Origin of the sequence: Stenotrophomonas sp. TWI1151 (genome assembly GCF_039673135.1) — a bacterium.
Lineage (GTDB): Bacteria > Pseudomonadota > Gammaproteobacteria > Xanthomonadales > Xanthomonadaceae > Stenotrophomonas.
This window is the reverse complement of the sequence record NZ_JBDJLA010000026.1, coordinates 1-18,300: the sequence shown is the minus strand read 5'-3', so window position 1 is coordinate 18,300 and position 18,300 is coordinate 1. Positions and strand designations below refer to the sequence as shown.

At 65.7% G+C, this 18,300-nt stretch carries 18 protein-coding genes; 12 read left to right on the top strand and 6 right to left on the bottom strand.

What is annotated here, in order from left to right; translation table 11 throughout:
- Positions 1 to 121: 121 nt before the first annotated feature.
- The gene (locus ABE422_RS18510) at positions 122 to 898 is read right to left on the bottom strand and encodes a DUF481 domain-containing protein (RefSeq protein ID WP_313209091.1); all 777 of its coding nucleotides are present in this window, start codon (positions 896 to 898) and stop codon (positions 122 to 124) included.
- Positions 899 to 1,020: 122 nt separating this feature from the next.
- The gene (locus ABE422_RS18505; protein ID WP_313219531.1) at positions 1,021 to 1,638 is read right to left on the bottom strand and encodes a hypothetical protein; all 618 of its coding nucleotides are present in this window, start codon (positions 1,636 to 1,638) and stop codon (positions 1,021 to 1,023) included.
- 90 nt (positions 1,639 to 1,728) lie between these two features.
- Here ABE422_RS18505 and ABE422_RS18500 point away from each other — a divergent pair, with 90 nt between their 5' ends.
- Together ABE422_RS18500 and ABE422_RS18495 are read left to right on the top strand one after the other, a co-directional pair.
- Complete coding sequence (locus ABE422_RS18500; RefSeq protein ID WP_313209093.1) at positions 1,729 to 2,694, top strand: YafY family protein; 966 nt, start codon at positions 1,729 to 1,731, stop codon at positions 2,692 to 2,694.
- Positions 2,695 to 2,807: 113 nt separating this feature from the next.
- Entirely contained in the window at positions 2,808 to 3,602 is a 795-nt protein-coding gene (locus ABE422_RS18495; protein WP_346463532.1) for a MetQ/NlpA family ABC transporter substrate-binding protein, read from the top strand.
- A 72-nt stretch (positions 3,603 to 3,674) separates the two neighbouring features.
- Here ABE422_RS18495 and glpK read toward each other — a convergent pair whose 3' ends face one another.
- The 3 genes from glpK to ABE422_RS18480 form a co-directional block, all read right to left on the bottom strand.
- Complete coding sequence (glpK, locus tag ABE422_RS18490) at positions 3,675 to 5,174, bottom strand: glycerol kinase GlpK (protein ID WP_313209095.1); 1,500 nt, start codon at positions 5,172 to 5,174, stop codon at positions 3,675 to 3,677.
- A gap of 48 nt (positions 5,175 to 5,222) precedes the next feature.
- Positions 5,223 to 6,716, bottom strand: coding sequence for a glycerol-3-phosphate dehydrogenase (gene glpD / locus ABE422_RS18485; protein WP_346483479.1), 1,494 nt, complete (start codon positions 6,714 to 6,716; stop codon positions 5,223 to 5,225).
- A gap of 148 nt (positions 6,717 to 6,864) precedes the next feature.
- Positions 6,865 to 7,497 carry an OmpW family outer membrane protein gene (locus tag ABE422_RS18480; RefSeq protein ID WP_313209097.1) on the bottom strand — a complete coding sequence of 211 codons (633 nt, stop codon included), beginning with the start codon at positions 7,495 to 7,497 and terminating at the stop codon, positions 6,865 to 6,867.
- 192 nt (positions 7,498 to 7,689) lie between these two features.
- Here ABE422_RS18480 and ABE422_RS18475 point away from each other — a divergent pair, with 192 nt between their 5' ends.
- The 4 genes from ABE422_RS18475 (at position 7,690) to lpdA (ending at position 12,291) form a co-directional block, all read left to right on the top strand.
- Positions 7,690 to 8,211 carry a DNA-deoxyinosine glycosylase gene (locus ABE422_RS18475; protein WP_346463528.1) on the top strand — a complete coding sequence of 174 codons (522 nt, stop codon included), beginning with the start codon at positions 7,690 to 7,692 and terminating at the stop codon, positions 8,209 to 8,211.
- Between the two features lie 200 nt (positions 8,212 to 8,411).
- The gene (gene aceF, locus ABE422_RS18470; protein WP_313219535.1) at positions 8,412 to 9,815 is read left to right on the top strand and encodes a dihydrolipoyllysine-residue acetyltransferase; all 1,404 of its coding nucleotides are present in this window, start codon (positions 8,412 to 8,414) and stop codon (positions 9,813 to 9,815) included.
- Positions 9,816 to 9,844: 29 nt separating this feature from the next.
- Positions 9,845 to 10,459 carry a hypothetical protein gene (locus ABE422_RS18465; protein ID WP_346483480.1) on the top strand — a complete coding sequence of 205 codons (615 nt, stop codon included), beginning with the start codon at positions 9,845 to 9,847 and terminating at the stop codon, positions 10,457 to 10,459.
- A 17-nt stretch (positions 10,460 to 10,476) separates the two neighbouring features.
- Positions 10,477 to 12,291, top strand: coding sequence for a dihydrolipoyl dehydrogenase (lpdA, locus tag ABE422_RS18460; protein ID WP_346483478.1), 1,815 nt, complete (start codon positions 10,477 to 10,479; stop codon positions 12,289 to 12,291).
- A gap of 251 nt (positions 12,292 to 12,542) precedes the next feature.
- On the opposite strand, the gene ABE422_RS18455 is transcribed toward lpdA, so the two are convergent.
- A complete protein-coding gene (locus tag ABE422_RS18455) occupies positions 12,543 to 13,361 on the bottom strand; it encodes a hypothetical protein (RefSeq protein ID WP_121040084.1) in 819 nt (272 codons plus the stop codon).
- A gap of 537 nt (positions 13,362 to 13,898) precedes the next feature.
- On the opposite strand from ABE422_RS18455, the gene ABE422_RS18450 reads away from it, so the two are divergent.
- From ABE422_RS18450 to atpA, 6 genes are all read left to right on the top strand, one after another.
- The gene (locus ABE422_RS18450; RefSeq protein ID WP_346483477.1) at positions 13,899 to 14,267 is read left to right on the top strand and encodes a hypothetical protein; all 369 of its coding nucleotides are present in this window, start codon (positions 13,899 to 13,901) and stop codon (positions 14,265 to 14,267) included.
- Positions 14,268 to 14,298: 31 nt separating this feature from the next.
- Entirely contained in the window at positions 14,299 to 15,093 is a 795-nt protein-coding gene (gene atpB / locus ABE422_RS18445) for a F0F1 ATP synthase subunit A (protein WP_176988112.1), read from the top strand.
- Positions 15,094 to 15,159: 66 nt separating this feature from the next.
- Positions 15,160 to 15,462, top strand: coding sequence for a F0F1 ATP synthase subunit C (atpE, locus tag ABE422_RS18440; protein WP_088433762.1), 303 nt, complete (start codon positions 15,160 to 15,162; stop codon positions 15,460 to 15,462).
- 111 nt (positions 15,463 to 15,573) lie between these two features.
- On the top strand, positions 15,574 to 16,044 hold the full coding sequence (locus ABE422_RS18435) for a F0F1 ATP synthase subunit B (protein ID WP_088433763.1): 471 nt from the start codon (positions 15,574 to 15,576) through the stop codon (positions 16,042 to 16,044).
- A gap of 3 nt (positions 16,045 to 16,047) precedes the next feature.
- Positions 16,048 to 16,575, top strand: coding sequence for a F0F1 ATP synthase subunit delta (locus tag ABE422_RS18430; RefSeq protein WP_088433764.1), 528 nt, complete (start codon positions 16,048 to 16,050; stop codon positions 16,573 to 16,575).
- Between the two features lie 44 nt (positions 16,576 to 16,619).
- Complete coding sequence (atpA, locus tag ABE422_RS18425) at positions 16,620 to 18,167, top strand: F0F1 ATP synthase subunit alpha (RefSeq protein ID WP_088433869.1); 1,548 nt, start codon at positions 16,620 to 16,622, stop codon at positions 18,165 to 18,167.
- The last annotated feature ends 133 nt before the right edge of the window (positions 18,168 to 18,300 follow it).

Below are 18,300 nucleotides of genomic sequence, written 5' to 3'. Positions count from 1 at the left end.
GGGGTATTGGGGCGGGGTGTTGGGCGGGCGGGTGGCGGTCTCCCGGGCAACTTTGGGCCCCCTTATGGCCGGCCAGCGGCCGGCACTACCTCGGGTGGTGGGCGCGGTGCGCCCGCGCCGATTACTTGAACTTGTAGACCACGTTCATGGTGGTCAGCGTGTCGGTCTTGCGCTTGTCTTCGGCGACGTCGCTGTTGTGGCGCGCCTGCCAGCCGGCTTTCAGCGCCAGATGCTCGTTCATGCTCACCGACACGCCGAAATCGTTCTGCGCGAAGGTGTTGTACGAGCCCGACTCGACCAGCAGCGTGTTCACCAGGTCGGTGTTCGGGGTCAGCGTGTACTTGAGATCGAACAGGCCGCGGCCGATCAGGCCGGTGCGGGTCGCGTCGTCTTCGGTGTTGTGGGTGCGGCGCACACCGGGGCCGATCTGCGCATCCATGTAGAAGCGCTCGGCATCGATGATCCGGGTGCCGTAACCCAGACCGAACGAGCTCTGGCGGTCGTAGGTGGCGAAGTCGTCGCGCTCGTAACGCACCGTGGCGGTGATCTGGCGGTGTTCACCCAGCTGCAGCGCGCTGCCGGCACTGCCGGTGTAACGGTTGGCGGTGGTGTTGCGGCGGCGGATGGTGGTGCCGTCGTCGTTGGTATCGGTGTATTCCGAGCGCGAGCGCAGGCCGAACAGATCCATGCTGTGGACCCAGTCATCGTCGGTGTAGCGCAGGCGCAGACGACCGTTGAAGCTCTCGGTATTGCTGTTGCCGCGGGCCGAGGCAAAGCCCAGTTCACCGCCACTGCCGCTCCAGGGGGAGGTCATCGCCGCCAGTTCGGCAGCGTCCTGTGCATAAACCGCCGGGGCGCAGAGCAGCAGGGGAACAAGCAACGAAACGCGCAGGGACATCAACGGTTCTCCGTGGTCGGACAAGGGGGAGGGACAACAAGGGGGGGATGATACTTGATGCGTTCAGCGTCACATTCGGCGACGGGCCCCGGCTTTAGGACCCGTTCGGCCTCGGCCCCTGTTCAGGGAATATCGATGCGCAGTGAGGCGTCGTCGAAGCGCGAATAGGTCACGGTGATCCGGAACGGCTGCCCGTTGGTTTCACCCTTGCGCTCGATCTGCACCGGCAGGCCCTGTGCATTGACCCAGTACAGCAGGCCATCCGGCGCGGCGGTTGCATGGCGCACCTCGTATTTGTGCGCGCGCTGGCCACCGGCGCGGTCCTCGCCAAGATCGCGCACCGTCAGCTGCGCTGGCTCAAGATCGGCCGGCAGCGGGTTGCGCCACTGCGCCAGCATCCCTTCTGGCACCGGGATCTGGCGCACTTCGCCGGCACGCTGCAGGAAGAAGGTGCCGCCGACGATGGTCTGCGGGCCATCGTCGGTGATCAGCCGATAGCGGTCCGGGGCCACATAGTCCATCTGTGCCTCCAGGGCGCGCGGGCCCTGCATCTTCATCACCGCGTGGAAGCTGCGCAGCTGGCCGAAGCGCTGGCTGGCCGCCAGCACGGTGGCCACCGGATCGGCGGCCGGTGTCGTCGCCGTCGCGGCAGGCACCGCAGCGGCGGGCGTTTCACTGCGTCCGCAGCCACTGAGCAGCAGGGCGGCGGCGGACAGGGCAAGGGCGGGCAACAGGCGCATGACGGGCGGCAGCAGGCGGTGGGGGCCCCACGATAGCCGAAGATGCAGCCGAAGCCGCCACAACGACGGCGACTCGGACATAATCGGGTCATGGACCGATATGAACGCATCAATGCCCTGCATCGCCTGCTCAAGTCCGCCCGTTACCCGGTAACGGTGGCGGCCCTGCAGGAAAAACTGGAGTGTTCCCGCGCCACTGTCTACCGCGACCTGGCCTTCCTGCGCGATGCGCTGATGGCCCCGGTGGAAGGCGATGGCGAGGCGGGCTTCCGCTACCAGGCCGACGAGAGCGACCGCTTCGAACTGCCGGGGCTGTGGCTCAGCTCGGAAGAACTGCATGCGCTGCTGGCCTCCCAGCACCTGCTCTCGCGCACGGGCGGCGGCGTGCTGTCCTCGGTGCTGGCCCCGCTGCAGCAGCGCATCGAAGGCCTGCTGGCCGCACAGGCCGGCGTCTCGACCTGGCCGGTTGATCGGGTGCGGGTGATTCCGCACCGCGGCCGCAAGTTCGATGAAGCCAGCTTCCGCGCGGTCGCCTCGGCGGTACTGGAGCGCAAGCAGCTGGCCTTCGAGTACCGGGCCCGCTCCACCGATGAGGCGACCCAGCGCACCGTGTCGCCGCAGCGCATGACCCACTATCGCGACAACTGGTACCTGGATGCGTGGGATCACGGTCGCGAAGGCCTGCGCAGCTTCGCGGTGGACCGTATCTACAAGGCGCGCGTGATCGATACCACCGCGCGCGATGTGGATGACACCGAGCTGGACGAACAGCTGGGCGCCAGCTACGGCATCTTCTCCGGGCCGCCCAAGGGCTGGGCCACCATCGTGTTCAGTGCCAAGGCTGCGCGCTGGGTGGCCGATGAGCATTGGCATTCCAAGCAGCAGGGCCGCTTCCTGCCCGATGGCCGCTATGAGCTGAAGCTGCCTTACAGCGTCTCGCGCGAGCTGCTGATGGACGTGCTGCACTACGGCTCGGATGCGGAAATCGTCGAGCCGGTGATGCTGCGCGAGCAGGCCAAGGCGCTGCTGGCACTGGCCCTGACCAGTTACGAGTAAGCCGGCCGGGCCGGCATCGGCTCATGCCGTGGGGTCATATGCCCCGGATTCCGCAAGGGCCGGGGCGTGCGGTATCGTGGGGCGTTGCTGCCCTTATGGATCCCGCTGCCCCCATGAAAAAGTACCTGCTGCTCCCATTGCTTGCCGCTTCGCTGGCCCTGGCCGCCTGCGGCAAGCCGGCCAATGATTCCAAGAAGCTGGTGGTTGCCGCCACCGCGGTGCCGCACGCCGAGATCCTCGCCGTGGTCAAGCCGATCCTGGAAAAGGAAGGCCTGACCCTGGACGTGCGCGTCTTCAATGACTACGTGCAGCCCAACGACCAGCTGGTGCAGAAGCAGGTTGACGTGAACTACTTCCAGACCGAGCCCTATCTGGACGCCTACAACCGGGACCGCAAGACCGGCCTGGTCAAGGTGATCGGCGTACATATCGAGCCCTTCGGTGCCTATTCGCGCCGCTTCACATCGCTTGATGCGCTGCCCAACGGCGCCGACGTGGTGATCCCCAACGACCCGAGCAACAACAGCCGCGCGCTGATCCTGCTGCACAAGGCTGGCGTGATCACGCTCAAGGACCCGACCAATGCGTTGGCGACCCAGCGCGACATCATCGCCAACCCGAAGCAGCTCAAGTTCCGCGAGCTGGATTCGGCGATGCTGCCGCGCGTGCTGGACCAGGTCGATCTGGCCCTGATCAACACCAACTACGCGCTGGATGCCGGGCTCAACCCGACCCAGGATGCGCTGGCGATCGAAAGCAAGGATTCGCCGTACGTGAACTTCCTCGTTGCCCGCCCGGACAACAAGGACGATGCCCGCGTGCAGCAGCTGGCCAAGGCCCTGACCGGCCCGGAAGTGAAGGCCTTCATCGCCGAGAAGTACAAGGGCGCGGTCCTCCCGGCATTCTGACCGGCGCCCACGGTAGAGCCACGCCATGCGTGGCTGGCCGCGCCTACGCGGCAATGATCGCCGACGCGGGCGTCACCCCACGCGGAAGCCCATCGTCGCCTCCACCGCCTGCTGCCAGCCGCTGTACAGCGCCTCGCGCTGGTCCACCGGCATCTGCGGGGTGAAGCGGCGGTCCACCGCCCATTGTTCGGCGATCTCCGCCCGGCTGCGCCAGAACCCGGTGGCCAGCCCGGCCAGGTAGGCGGCGCCCAGCGCGGTGGTTTCGGCCACCTGCGGGCGCAGCACCGGCACGCCCAGGATGTCGCTCTGGAACTGCGCCATGAAGTCGTTGGCGATCGCGCCACCATCGGCGCGCAGTTCCTTCAGTTCGATCCCCGCATCGGCCTGCATCGCCGCCAGCACGTCGCGGGTCTGGTACGCCATCGATTCCACCGCCGCGCGGATGAAGTGCTCCTTGGTGGTGCCGCGGGTCAGCCCGAACATCGCGCCGCGCACATCGCTGCGCCAGTACGGCGCCCCAAGCCCCACGAACGCGGGTACGAGGTACACGCCGCCATTGTCCGCGGCACGCTCGGCGTAGGCTTGGCAATCGCTGGATTTGCCGAACATGCGCAGCCCGTCGCGCAGCCACTGCACGACCGAACCGGCGACGAAGATCGAGCCTTCCAGCGCGTACTCCACACGTCCATCAATGCCCCACGCGATGGTGGTCAGCAGGCCGTTCTCGGACACCACCGCCTTCTCGCCGGTATTCATCAGCATGAAGCAGCCGGTGCCGTAGGTGTTCTTGGCCATGCCCGGCTCGAAGCAGGCCTGGCCGAACAGCGCGGCCTGCTGGTCGCCGGCGATGCCGGCAATGGGCAGGTGCTGGTCGAAGAAGAACTGTGCCTGGGTGGTGGCATACACCTCGCTGGAACTGCGCACCTGCGGCAGCATCGCGCGCGGGATGTTGAACAGCGCCAGCAGTTCATCGTCCCACTGCAGCGCATGGATATCGAACAGCAGCGTGCGCGCGGCATTGGTGACATCGGTGACGTGCGCCTGGCCGCCACTGAGGTTCCAGATCAGCCAGCTGTCGATGGTGCCGAACAGCAGCTCGCCGCGTTCAGCCCGTGCCTGCGCGCCGTCGACGTGGTCGAGGATCCAGCGGATCTTGGTCGCCGAAAAGTAGGCATCGATCAACAGCCCGGTCTTGCGCCGGATCAGCGGCTCGTGGCCATCGGCCTTGAGCTGTTCGCAGATCGCATGGCTCTGCCGCGACTGCCACACCACGGCGTTGTGGACCGGCTGGCCGGTAGCCTTGTCCCAGACCACCGTGGTCTCGCGCTGGTTGGTGATGCCGATGCCGGCGATCGTGCGCGGGTCCACCTGGTAGCGGTTCAACAGCTCGGTGATCGTGGTGTACACGCTGGTCAGGATCTCGCGTGGGTCATGTTCGACCCAGCCCGGCTGCGGGAAGATCTGGGTGAACTCGCGTTGCGCGCTGCCGGCGACGCGCCCGGCATGATCGAACAGGATGGCGCGCGAACTGGTCGTGCCCTGGTCGATGGCGAGCACGTAGTGCTTGTCCATGGTCTGCTCCGTGGAAATCGATGCCGTGAGGCGTGACAGGCGTACAGCCTACGGCATCGAAACACGCGCCTGCAGGGTGGCGGACAACGCCTCGCGCTGCGCAGCGTCCACGCGCAAGCCCAAGTGGCTGCGGCGCCACAGCACGTCGTCGGCGGTGCGGGCCCATTCGTGCGCGATGAGGTAGTCCAGTTCGCGGTCGTAGAGGCCGCCGCCGTGGTCCTCGCCCAGCGCGTCGAGTGTCTGTGCGCCGGCGAGCAGCCCGACCGCACGGGTGCCGTAGCTGCTGGCCAGGCGCTGCAGCAGGGCAGGGGGCAGGCGAGGGTGGTCATGCTGCAGCGCCTCGGCCATTTCAGCGGCCGTGCCGCCATCGCCCCCCGGCAACGGTGGCCCACCGGCGGTCCACGCCGCGCCCATCTCCGGCAGCGCGGGTGAGAGCCGCCCCAGCGCTTCCTCGGCCAGTGCGCGGTAGGTGGTGAGCTTGCCGCCCAGTACGCTCAGCAGCGGGGCGCCGCCCGCATCCAGCTCCAGCCGGTAGTCGCGCGTGACCCGCGATGCATCGCGGTGATGATCGGCCAACAGGGGGCGCACCCCGCTGTAGCGCCAGACGATGTCCTCGGCGCGCACCGGAACGCGCACGAACCGGTTCACCGCCTCGAGCAGATAGGTCTGTTCGTCGGCGCGGGGCTGCACCTGTGCCGGGTCGCCGTCGTAGTCGGTATCGGTGGTGCCGATCAGGGTGAAGTCCTGTTCGAACGGAATCGCGAACACCACCCGCTGGTCGGGTTGCTGGAACAGGTACGCACTGTCATGGGCGAACAGGCGCGGCACCACCAGGTGGCTGCCCTGCACCAGCCGCACTCCCAACGGGGCATCGAGTCCCGCCCGTTCCAGCACGGTACCGGCCCACGGTCCACTGGCATTGACCACGCAGCGGGCGCGGACGCGCTGCACGTCGCCGTTGGCGGTGCGCAGTACGGCCCACCAGTGATCGCGGTGGCGGATCAGTTGTTCGCAGCGGGTGCGCGTGCGGATCTGCGCGCCGCGTGCATGTGCATCGAGCGCGTTGAGCACCACCAGCCGGGCATCGTTGACGCGCGCATCGGCGTAGGTGAAGCCGGTCCGGTAGGCGGGCTGCAATGCAGCGCCGCTCGGATCGCGCCGCAGGTCGATGCGCTGCGAGGGCGGGAAATGGGGATTGGCGCGACCCAGGTGGTCGTAGAGCCACAGCCCCGCGCGCAGCATCCACGCCGGCCGCAGATGGCGCACATGCGGCAGCACGAAGCGGGTCGGGGCGATCAGATGCGGTGCAAGCCGGCGCAGCGTTTCGCGCTCGTTGAGCGCCTTGCGCACCAGTGCGAATTCGCCCTGCTGCAGGTAGCGCAGGCCGCCATGGATCAGTTTGGTGCTGGCGCTGGAGGTATGCGCGGCCAGGTCATCCTGCTCGCACAGGCAGACCGACAGGCCGCGTCCCGCTGCGTCGCGGGCGATGCCGGCGCCATTGATGCCGCCGCCCACCACCAGCACGTCGAAGGATTCACTCATCGGCTCCCCGGGGCGGACCGGTCGGGTCCATCGTTACCCGAGTGTCGACCACAAGCCGGCAACGCCCGATGAAAGTGGCGGGCCCCACAACGACAACGGGCCCGCGAGGGGCCCGTTGTGCGTACTGCGTGGAAGCGGAACGGCGTGCTTAGAAGCGCGCGCCGATGCCGAAGCCCACGGTCCACGGATCCAGCTTGGCCTTGTCGCCGGTGCCTTCACCGTTGACGGTCAGCTCCGGGCGCGAATGCATGTAGCGGGCATCGGCACGGGCGAACCAGGTGCTGTTGATGTTCATGTCCACGCCGACGGTGCCGATCGCGCCCTTGGCGGTCTTGACGCCGATGTGGCCGATGTCGCTGGCGAGCTCTTCATTGCTGAAGTTGGACTCGTAGTAACCGGCGCCCACGAACGGACGGAACACGTTGTCGGCCTGGCCGAAGTGATACTGGCCGCTCAACGCGATCGGCTGCTGCTCGACCGTGCCCAGGCGGGCGCCATCGGTGCCGCGCACGCGGTGATCGAACTTGTCGGCTGCGCCCCACAGTTCCACGGCCCAGTTGTCGTTGATGTAGTAGCTGAAGCTCAGGGTCGGGGCCGGGCCGCCGTCCACCTTGCGCACGCCATCGAGCGGATCGTTCTTCGGCTGCAGCAGCGACACGCCGCCGACCACGGCGAAGTGCTTGCCAGAAGCGGTATCAACAGTGCTGTCCTGCGCGAAAGCAGCCGGCGCAAAAGCAAGAGCAGTCAGGGTAGCCAGGGTCAGGGTACGGATGGAGCGCATGGGGGAATCTCCTCAGGATGTTTTTGTTCTGGGCCCCGGTGTTGTGGGGCGAGGCAACCGTAGTCCCCGCAATATGAATCGCATCCGACGCACGTTAAAATTTAGTTGCTTCCATTCAGCGATCAGTGCAAAACCGCTGTATTTACGGGCGATGATGCGATGCCTGACATTCATTCATCTGGTGATGGTGTGATGGAAACCACAACGTGCATCGGCTTCCCTGCGCAGCTCAACGCCGAGTGCCGCGTGCTGATACTCGGCTCGATGCCGGGCGTGGCATCGCTGCAGGCTGAGCAGTACTACGCCCATCCGCGCAATCGCTTCTGGCCGTTGATGGGCGTGCTGTGCGGGATCGACACGACGCTTCCCTATCCGGATCGCGTGCGCGCATTGAACGCGCGCGGTGTGGGCGTGTGGGATGTGATCGGGCAGTGCGAGCGACGCGGCAGCCTGGATGCGTCGATCGTGCGCGGCAGTGAAGTGCCCAATGCGCTGGGTGCACTGATCGAGGGACGGCCTGCGCTGCGCGCGATCGCCTGCAATGGCGGCACCGCGTACCGGGCGTTCCAGCGTTTCATCGTGCCGGCGCTGCTTGATGCCGCGCGCGAGGTGCCGGTCTGGTCGCTGCCCTCCACCAGCCCGGCCAACGCGGCCTGGCCGTTGCCCCGGCTGGTGGAGGCATGGCAGCCGCTGGCCGATGCCATCCGGCTTTGAGGCGGGGACAGCGCCGGACAATACGGTACCGACTGGAAAATTCCGCTTTGCACTGTGCCAAGCCCAATCCGGCCAAAGCAGATGCCTGCAACAGCCTGTCCCGGGACAGCAGCGCTGAAAATTCGCCAAGCTGGTTGGCGCTGGCGCGCGAAGCCCCCACAATAGGCGATTCCCTACACCAGATTGCCGGAGTTTTCCCCATGGCCGAAATCAAGGAAGCACTTGTCCCCGATATCGGTGACTACAGCGATATCCCGGTAATCGAGGTGCTGGTCGCCGTTGGAGATACCGTCAAGAAAGACCAGGGTCTGGTGACGCTGGAATCGGACAAGGCCACGATGGAAGTGCCGTCCTCGGTGGCCGGTATCGTCAAGGAAATCAAGGTCAAGATTGGCGACAACCTCTCCGAGGGCAAGCTCGTGGCCCTGATCGAAGTCAGCGAAGAGGCCGCCGCGCCGGCCGCTGCTGCTGCGCCGGCCCCTGCTGCCAAGGCCGAAGCCGCCGAGACCGCGACCAAGGTCGAGCCGGTCGCCACCCCGGCCGAGCCGGACAAGCTGGCCGCCCGTGATATCGAACAGTCCGCCGCCAAGCCGACCCAGCCGGCCCCGGCCGCCGCTGCCCCGTCGGGTGGCTCGCCGACCAGCCCGCCGGTGGCCTTCAACGCCGACAGCGTGCTGCCGCAGAAGGTGCCCTACGCTTCGCCGGCCGTGCGCGTGTTCGCCCGCGAGCTGGGCGTGGACCTGAACCAGCTGAGCGGCACCGAGAAGGGCGGGCGCATCACCAAGTCCGACGTCCAGAAGTTCGTCAAGTCGGCCCTGACCGGCGGCGGCGCTGCCACCGGCGGTACCGTGGCGGCCGGTGGCGGTCTGAACCTGCTGCCCTGGCCGAAGGTCGACTTCAGCAAGTTCGGTGAGGTCGAGGTCCAGCCGCTGTCCCGGATCAAGAAGATCTCCGGCGCGAACCTGGCCCGCAACTGGGCGATGATTCCGCATGTCACCCAGTTCGAGCAGGCCGACATCACCGAGCTGGAAGCCCTGCGCGTGGCGCTGAACAAGGAAAACGAGAAGGCCGGCATCAAGCTGACCATGCTCGCCTTCCTGGTCAAGGCCAGCGCCGCGGCGCTGAAGAAGTTCCCGGAGTTCAACGCCTCGCTGGATGCCAGCGGCGAGAACCTGACCCTGAAGAAGTACTTCAACATCGGTTTCGCGGCCGATACGCCGAGCGGCCTGGTCGTGCCGGTGATCCGCGACGTCGACAAGAAGGGTGTGGTGCAGATCGCGCAGGAATCCGGCGAACTGGCCAAGAAGGCCCGCGACGGCAAGCTCGGTCCGGCCGACATGAGCGGTGGCTGCTTCTCGATCAGCTCGCTGGGCGGCATCGGTGGCACGGCGTTCACCCCGATCGTCAATGCACCGGAAGTGGCCATCCTGGGCGTGTCCAAGTCGTCGATCCAGCCGGTCTGGAATGGCAAGGAGTTCGCCCCGAAGCTGATGCTGCCGCTGTCGCTGAGCTATGACCACCGCGTCATCGACGGCGCGCTGGCCGCCCGCTTCACCACCTACCTCTCGCAGGTGCTGGCCGACATGCGGCGCGTCCTGCTGTGAAGCAGGGCCTGGTCCTGGCCGGGCTGCTGATGGCGCTGCCGATGGCGCAGGCGGGCGCGCGCGAATGCGCGTCCGACCTGGGCCATGGCTGGCCACCGGCGGTCGGCAACTATGGCCAGGCAGTGGAAACCCTGTTCGACGGCACGGTGCAGCCTGCGCTGTCGCTGGTGAGCCTGCCCAGGAGTGGCGTGGAAACCGGCGTCGCCTTGTTGCCCGCTCCCCAGGACCAGGCATGGACCCTGCGCTACAGCCGGGCCGACAAGCGCGTCTACACCTGGAACAGCGGTGCCCGCCAGGGCGGCGTGGAACTGCGCGTGGACCAGGAACCGGACCAGTACCAGGTCAGCATCCCGGCACTGTTGGCGCAGCGTTTGCTGCACAGCTGGCAGGCCGCATTGGCCGCGCAGGTACCGGGCGACCGCAAGGCGCCGGTGCTGGACGGTGACGTGCTGTCCTTCACCGTGGATGGCCAGCGATACAGCGGCACCCGGCCGGCGTGCGGTGCGGGCCGGCTGATGATGAAACAGGTGGCGCTGCTGATCGAAGCCAGCGACACCAAGGAAAAGAAGCTCGACCGTCGCTGGAAAGATCTGGACGAGTCGCTCGACGAACTGCAGCAACTGCTCGGCGGCAAGGCCGGCTGAGCACCAGGAGAACACGAATGGCCGCAATTGAAATCAAGGTTCCCGACATCGGCGATTACAGCGGTGTGCCGGTGATCGAACTGCTGGTCGCCGTGGGTGACACGGTGAAGAAGGACCAGGGTCTGGTCACGCTGGAATCGGACAAGGCAACGCTGGAAGTGCCGTCTTCGGCCGCCGGTGTGGTCAAGGAAATCAAGGTCAAGCTCGGCGACAACCTCTCCGAAGGCGACGTCGTGCTGCTGCTGGAAGCCGAAGGCGAGGCCGCTGCGCCTGCTGCGCCGGCCAAGGCCGAAGCACCCAAGGCCGAGGCCGCCCCGGCCAGCAAGCCGCCGGTGACCCCGTCGCATCGCGCCCCGGCCGAACCGGCCGCGCCGCAGCCGGCGCTCTCGTCGGGCAAGCCGGCCGATATCGAGTGCAAGATGGTGGTGCTGGGCGCAGGCCCGGGCGGTTACACCGCCGCCTTCCGTTCGGCCGATCTGGGCGTGGATACCGTGCTGATCGAGCGCTACGCCAGCCTCGGCGGCGTCTGCCTCAACGTGGGCTGCATCCCGTCCAAGGCGCTGCTGCATGCTGCCGCGGTGATCGACGAAGTGGCCCACGCCGGTGATTTCGGCGTGGAGTTCGGCAAGCCGACCATCACCCTGGACAAGCTGCGCGGCTACAAGGAAAAGGTGGTCACCCAGCTGACCAAGGGCCTGGCCGGCATGGCCAAGCAGCGCAAGGTGCGCACCGTGCAGGGCCTGGCCAGGTTCGTCTCGGCCAATGAGCTGGAGATCGTCGGCGACGACGGCAAGACCCAGCTGCTGCGCTTCGAACAGTGCATCATCGCGGCCGGTTCGCAGGCGGTGAAGCTGCCGAACTTCCCGTGGGACGACAAGCGCGTCATGGATTCCACCGATGCACTGGAACTGGCCGAGGTGCCGGGTTCGCTGCTGGTGGTCGGTGGCGGCATCATCGGCCTGGAAATGGCGACGGTGTATGCGGCGCTGGGCAGCAAGGTGACCGTGGTCGAGTTCATGGACCAGCTGATGCCGGGCGCCGACAAGGACCTGGTCAAGCCGCTGGCCGATCGCCTGAAGAAGCAGGGCGTGGAGGTCCACCTGAAGACCAAGGCGACCGACGTCAAGGCCGACAAGGCCGGCATCACCGTGTCCTTCGAAGCCGCGGTGGAAGGCGAAAAGCCGGGTCTGGACGCCAGCACCTTCGACCGCGTGCTGGTCGCGGTGGGCCGCTCGCCGAACGGCAAGAAGATCGATGCCGAGAAGGCCGGCGTGCAGGTCACCGACCGTGGCTTCATTCCGGCCGACCGCCAGATGCGCACCAACGTGCCGCACATCTTTGCGATCGGCGACATCGTCGGCAACCCGATGCTGGCCCACAAGGCCACGCACGAGGGCAAGCTGGCCGCGGAAGTGGCTGCCGGCGAGAAGAAGGAATGGGTGGCGCGCGTGATTCCGTCGGTGGCCTACACCAATCCGGAAATCGCGTGGGTCGGCGTGACCGAAACCGAAGCCAAGGCCAAGGGCCTGAAGGTTGGCGTGGCCAAGTTCCCGTGGGCCGCCAGCGGCCGCGCGATCGGCATCGGCCGTACCGAAGGCTTCACCAAGCTGATCTTCGACGAAGAGACCCACCGCATCATCGGTGGTGCGATCGTCGGCGTGCATGCCGGTGACCTGCTGGCCGAGATCGGCCTGGCGATCGAGATGGGTGCGGAGGCCGAAGACATCGGCCACACCATCCACGCCCATCCGACGCTGAGCGAATCGGTGGCGATGGCGGCGGAAATCTACGACGGTACGATCACCGATCTGTACATGCCGAAGAAGAAGTAATTGGTCGATCACCGCCGTTGGTGGTGGCTCCGGTTCAACGAAAAACCCCGGTGAAAGCCGGGGTTTTTTGTTGCTGACGCTGAAGCTGAGGCTGGCGAAGCAGCATCTCTTGGGGCCGCTTCGCTGCACAGGCCGGGGCAGCGAGCGCCCCACGCCCAAACAACCCGCAGTTGCTCCCCAAAACAAAGCGCAAAAAAACGCGGCCCCCGATATCCCGGAGGCCGCGCTTGGAGAGAGGTAGTGCGAAGGGCTTAGAAGACGAAGCTGACGCCTGCCACCGGACCCTTGAACTCCTGCTTCAGACCGATCGTGCCATCGCTGCCGCTCTGGTCCACGTCGAGCTTGAACCAGTCGTAGCCGGCGAACACGCCGAAGTTCTTGGTGAAGCGGTAATCGACGATCGCATTGGCGCGGCTCAGATCACCGTCGTAATCGTCGAAGTTGCCCCACTTGGTGTTCAGGTACTGGCCCTGGAACGTGATCATCCACTTCTCGGACGGGGTGAAGCTCAGGCGTGCACCGACCACCGGCGCCACACCGTCGGCCTTCTCGTCCAGGAACTCGCCCTGGTACAGGTCGCCGACATCGGCGTAGGCCTTGGTGCTGACCTTGGCGTACTCGGCACCCAGCTGCAGGCCGAGGTCGAACTTCTCGGTGTCCACCACCGAATAGTCGTACACCAGGCTGGCGACCTGGTACTTCAGCTCACCCTTGATGAAGCTGCCGGCCGGCACAGTGGTATCGCCGAAGCTCACACCCTGGTCGAGGGTCTCGCGGCGATCCTTGTCGTACTTGAAGTAGTTGAACAGCAGGCGCTGGCGGTTGCTGATACGGAACATGCCGTCAATGCGCGGCTCCCATTCCTTGCCGCCGAGGCCGAAATCTTCGGAGAAGCCAACGTCCTGACCCGCGATGTTGGTATTGCCACGGATCGTGTTGTCCGAATCGATCTGCATCGCACCCAGGCGCAGGGCGAAGCGGTCATCGCCTTCGGCGGCGTGGGATGGAGCGGCGTAGGAGAGTGCGGCCAGAGCGACTGGCACGGCAAGCAGGGAGAGCATCGGGCGCATCGGGGGTCCTTGCGGTGGTTCTAGTGATGTGCCGTCACATTGCCCACTGCGACGTCCACCATTCGTGAAGGTATGGTGGACGCAGTGTGTACCGTTCATGCATGCCGGGGGCCGCAGGTCCGCGCGGTGGCCGCTTTCGGGTGCAAGCACCGTTCAGGACGGGCCCCGATTGAACTGGCTCTGGATCCTTCCGCCCGCACCGCTAAAAGAGGGTGGCCCCGGAGAGGGCTTCGGGGCCACCCTGTACTGGCCTGCGCGTGGGACGCCGACGAGGATTCAACGGCAGGCTGATGACTCTGACCGGGGCGTGCGACCAAAGTTCAACATGTTGCACTGCCGCATCGGGCGCCCCTTTGCGCAGTGGGATTGGCCCGGAGGTGGAACAGGTTTCCACAAGCCCCCAACGGCGGGCTTACATCCGGGATGAACAGGCAGCGGTTGTCTCTCAAATTGTCCCATTGCTATAATTTGGCGGCTCGACGAGGCGCTGGCTTGCGGCCTCGGCCTTTCCTACTCACAACCATGCAGGACATTCACGTGCTGAACTCCGTTGACGCGGGTCGGCGACTGATGCTGCGCGCAGCGGTTTACCCGCTGGCTGCAGTGGCTGTCCTGGCTCTTGCCCTGCTGCTGTGGGGAGGCCCGAAGCCCGCTCTGGGGGCGCTGCTCTCCGGTGTGGCGGTTTCTGCAGCCGGCTGGGTCGCCGCGCGGATGGCGCTGGGCGGCGGGGTGCAGGCGGCAGGTTCGGCGATGACCCGCCTGATCCTGGCGGTGGTGGCAAAGTGGGTGCTCGTATTCGGCGTCCTGATGGTGGGGTTCCTGGTCTTCAAGCTGCCTGCACTGGCGCTGTTGGCCGGTATCGCCGTCGGGTTGATGTTCCAGGTCCTGGCTCTGGCCAGGCGCTGATCCAATTTATTTAACTCAAGGTTCCGGACACATGGCAGGCGAGGCGCTGACACCCACCTCCTACATCCAACATCACCTGCACAACCTGACGTTCCATATGCAGGAAGGTGGTTTCTGGGCGATTCACGTCGACACCATTGTGACTTCGGTCCTGATGGGTTTGTTGATGGTGTTTGGCTTCTGGATGGCAACCCGCAAGGCGACGGCCGGCGTCCCGGGCAAGTGGCAGGCGTTCGTCGAGATCTGCCTGGAGTTCGTTGACCGCCAGGCCAAGGACACCTACCACGGCACCAGCAAGCTGGTGACCCCGATCGCGATCACCCTGTTCTTCTGGATCCTCATGATGAATCTCATCAAGATGATCCCGGCCGATTTCATCGCCAAGCCGCTTGAGATGATGGGCGTGCCGTACTGGAAGCCGGTTCCCACCGCCGACGTCAATGCCACGTTGGGCATGTCGATCAGCGTGTTCTTCCTGATGCTGTTCTTCGCGCTGCGCTCCAAGGGCCTGGGTGGCTTCACCAAGGAATTCCTGACGGCGCCGTTCGGCAAGTGGATGCTCCCGTTCAACCTGATCCTCAACATCGTCGAGTGGCTGAGCAAGCCGATTTCGCTGGCGATGCGACTGTTCGGCAACATGTTCGGCGGTGAGATCGTCTTCCTGCTGATCTGGGTGCTGGGCGGTGCGGGTATCGCCGGTGCCATCGCAGGCGGTGCATTCGGTCTGGGCTGGATGCTGTTCCACCTGCTGGTGATTCCGCTGCAGGCGTTCATCTTCATGATGTTGTCCATCGTGTACCTGAGCCTGTCGGAAGACGCTCACTGAGTTTCGCTTCACCCTTCATCCGTTTGTTTCTAAACCCTTAGTTATCCAAAGTTCCAGGAGAAAACCATGTACTTCGCCGTCCTGACCAACCTCGCCCAAGTCCAGAGCTCCACCGTCCTCGCCGTCGGCATCATGATCGGCCTGGCCGCGCTGGGTGCCGGTCTCGGTCTGGCCATCATGTCCGGTAAGTTCCTGGAATCGGCCGCGCGTCAGCCGGAACTGATTCCGGTGCTGCAGGTCCGCATGTTCATCACCGCCGGCCTGATCGATGCCGCGTTCATCATCTCGGTCGCCGTCGGCCTGCTGCTGGCCTTCGCCAACCCGACCATCGGCGAGTTCGTTGCACGTCTGCCGGCCGTTGCGGGCTGATCCAGCGAAAGCGAAACGATCAGGCGCCTTGTGCGCCTGATCGCGGATGAAGGACGGCTGCGCCGCTTTGGGCGGCGCAACCACCCCATCACCCCAGATTGAGCGAACCCCATGGATATCGGTTTTACCCTCGTTGCCCAGGCACTGGCGTTTGCCGGACTGATCTGGATCATCGCGACCAAGATCTGGCCGCCGTTGATGAACGCCATCGAAGAGCGTCAGCAGAAGATCGCTGAAGGCCTTGCCGCTGCTGACCGCAGCCAGAAAGACCTGGCCCAGGCCCAGGAAAAGGTCAACGATGCACTGAAGGATGCGCGCACCAAGGCCAACGAGATCATCGATCAGGCCCATGCACGCGCCAACCAGATCGTTGATGCAGCCAAGAATGAAGCCATCGTCGAAGCCAACCGCCAGAAAGATCTGGCCTACGCCGAGATCGACGCTGCCGCCAACCGTGCCCGTGAAGATCTGCGCAAGCAGGTGTCCGCGCTGGCCGTAAGCGGTGCCGAAAAGCTGCTCAAGCGCGAAATCGACGCCAACGCCCACAAGGCGCTGCTCGACGAGCTGGCCTCGGAGATCTGATCGATGAGCCAGGCCCTCACGCTTGCACGCCCGTATGCCCGCGCCGCGTTCGCGACCGCGCGCGACGAAGGCACGTTCGCGCCGTGGTCGGACGCGCTTGCGTTCTCCGCCCACGTAGCTGCCGACCCGCGCGTGGCGGCCTTGCTGTCGAACCCGGAACTGGATCGCGGCGATGCCGTCGCGATGCTGGTGCCGGAATCGTCCAGCGAGACCTTCGGTCGCTTCCTGGCCATCCTGGCCGATGCGCACCGTCTGCCGCTGCTGCCGGAAATCGCCGGCATGTATGACCAGCTGCGCGCTGAAGCCGAACACGTGGTCAAGGCCACGGTGACCTCGGCCACCGAATTGTCCGGCGCCGAACTGGACGCCATCAAGGCCGCGCTGCGCAAGCGCTTCGGCGCCGAGGTGGACGTGACGACCGCGGTCGATGCGTCGCTGATCGGCGGTGCCGTGATCGACGCCGGTGATGTGGTCATCGATGGCTCGCTCAAGGGCAAGCTGTCGCGCCTGCAGACCGCGCTCGCTAACTGAATTCATTTAACGTCCGGCGTGATCGCCGGCACTAGGACTTGACGATGGCAACCACGCTCAACCCCTCCGAAATCAGCGAACTGATCAAGAACCGCATCGAGAAGGTCAAGCTGGCCGCGGAATCGCGCAACGAAGGCACCGTGACCAGCGTGTCCGACGGCATCGTGCGCATCTTCGGTCTGGCCGACGTGATGCAGGGCGAAATGATCGAACTGCCGAACAACACCTTCGCCCTGGCCCTGAACCTGGAGCGCGACTCGGTCGGTGCCGTGGTGCTGGGTGATTACCAGAACCTGCGCGAAGGCGACGTCGCCAAGACCACCGGTCGCATCCTGGAAGTGCCGGTCGGTCCGGAAATGCTGGGCCGCGTCGTGAACGCGCTCGGCGAGCCGATCGACGGCAAGGGCCCGATCGCGGCCAAGGCCACCGCGCCGGTGGAGCGCGTTGCTCCGGGCGTGATCTGGCGCAAGTCGGTCGACCAGCCGGTGCAGACCGGTTACAAGTCCGTCGACTCGATGATCCCGATCGGCCGCGGTCAGCGCGAGCTGGTCATCGGTGACCGCCAGACCGGCAAGACCGCCCTGGCCATCGATGCGGTGATCAACCAGAAAGAAACCGGCATCAAGTGCGTGTACGTCGCGATCGGCCAGAAGGCGTCGACCGTGGCCAACATCGTGCGCAAGCTGGAAGAGAACGGCGCCCTGGCGCACACCGTGGTGGTCGCTGCGACCGCGTCCGAATCGGCCGCGATGCAGTACATCAGCGCCTACTCGGGCTGCACCATGGGTGAGTACTTCATGGACCGCGGCGAAGACGCGCTGATCGTGTACGACGATCTGTCCAAGCAGGCCGTGGCCTACCGCCAGATCTCGCTGCTGCTGAAGCGTCCGCCGGGCCGTGAAGCCTACCCGGGTGACGTGTTCTACCTGCACTCCCGCCTGCTCGAGCGCGCTGCCCGCGTGTCCGAAGAGTATGTGGAAAAGTTCACCAACGGCGCCGTCAAGGGCAAGACCGGCTCGCTCACCGCGCTGCCGATCATCGAAACCCAGGCCGGTGACGTCTCGGCGTTCGTGCCGACTAACGTGATCTCGATCACCGACGGCCAGATCTTCCTGGAAACCGATCTGTTCAACTCGGGCATCCGCCCGGCCGTGAACGCCGGTATCTCGGTGTCGCGTGTCGGTGGTGCGGCCCAGACCAAGATCATCAAGAAGCTGTCCGGCGGCATCCGTATCTCGCTGGCCCAGTACCGTGAGCTGGCGGCGTTCGCGCAGTTCGCCTCGGATCTGGACGAAGCCACCCGCAAGCAGCTCGAGCGCGGTCAGCGCGTCACCGAGCTGATGAAGCAGAAGCAGTACGCCCCGATGTCCATCGCCAACCAGGCGCTGTCGATCTACGCCGTCAACGAGGGTTACCTCGACGACGTGCCGGTCAACAAGCTGCTGGCGCTGGAAGAAGGTCTGCATGCCCACTTCGCCAACACCCAGGGCGAGCTGATCAACAAGATCAACGCGACCGGCGGCTGGGACAACGATATCGAGGCTGCCTTCAAGAAGGGCATCACCGAGTTCAAGACCACCGGCAGCTGGTAATACCGGTCCTGTAGAGCGGAGCGTTGCTCCGCGGGGGGGAAAGCAGCGGGGCCACGCTCCGCTCAAAGTCAAACGCGGGCCCGGGGCCCCCCGCCCCGGGGCGACGAGCGGGCAAGCGGGCGCGAAATCAAAA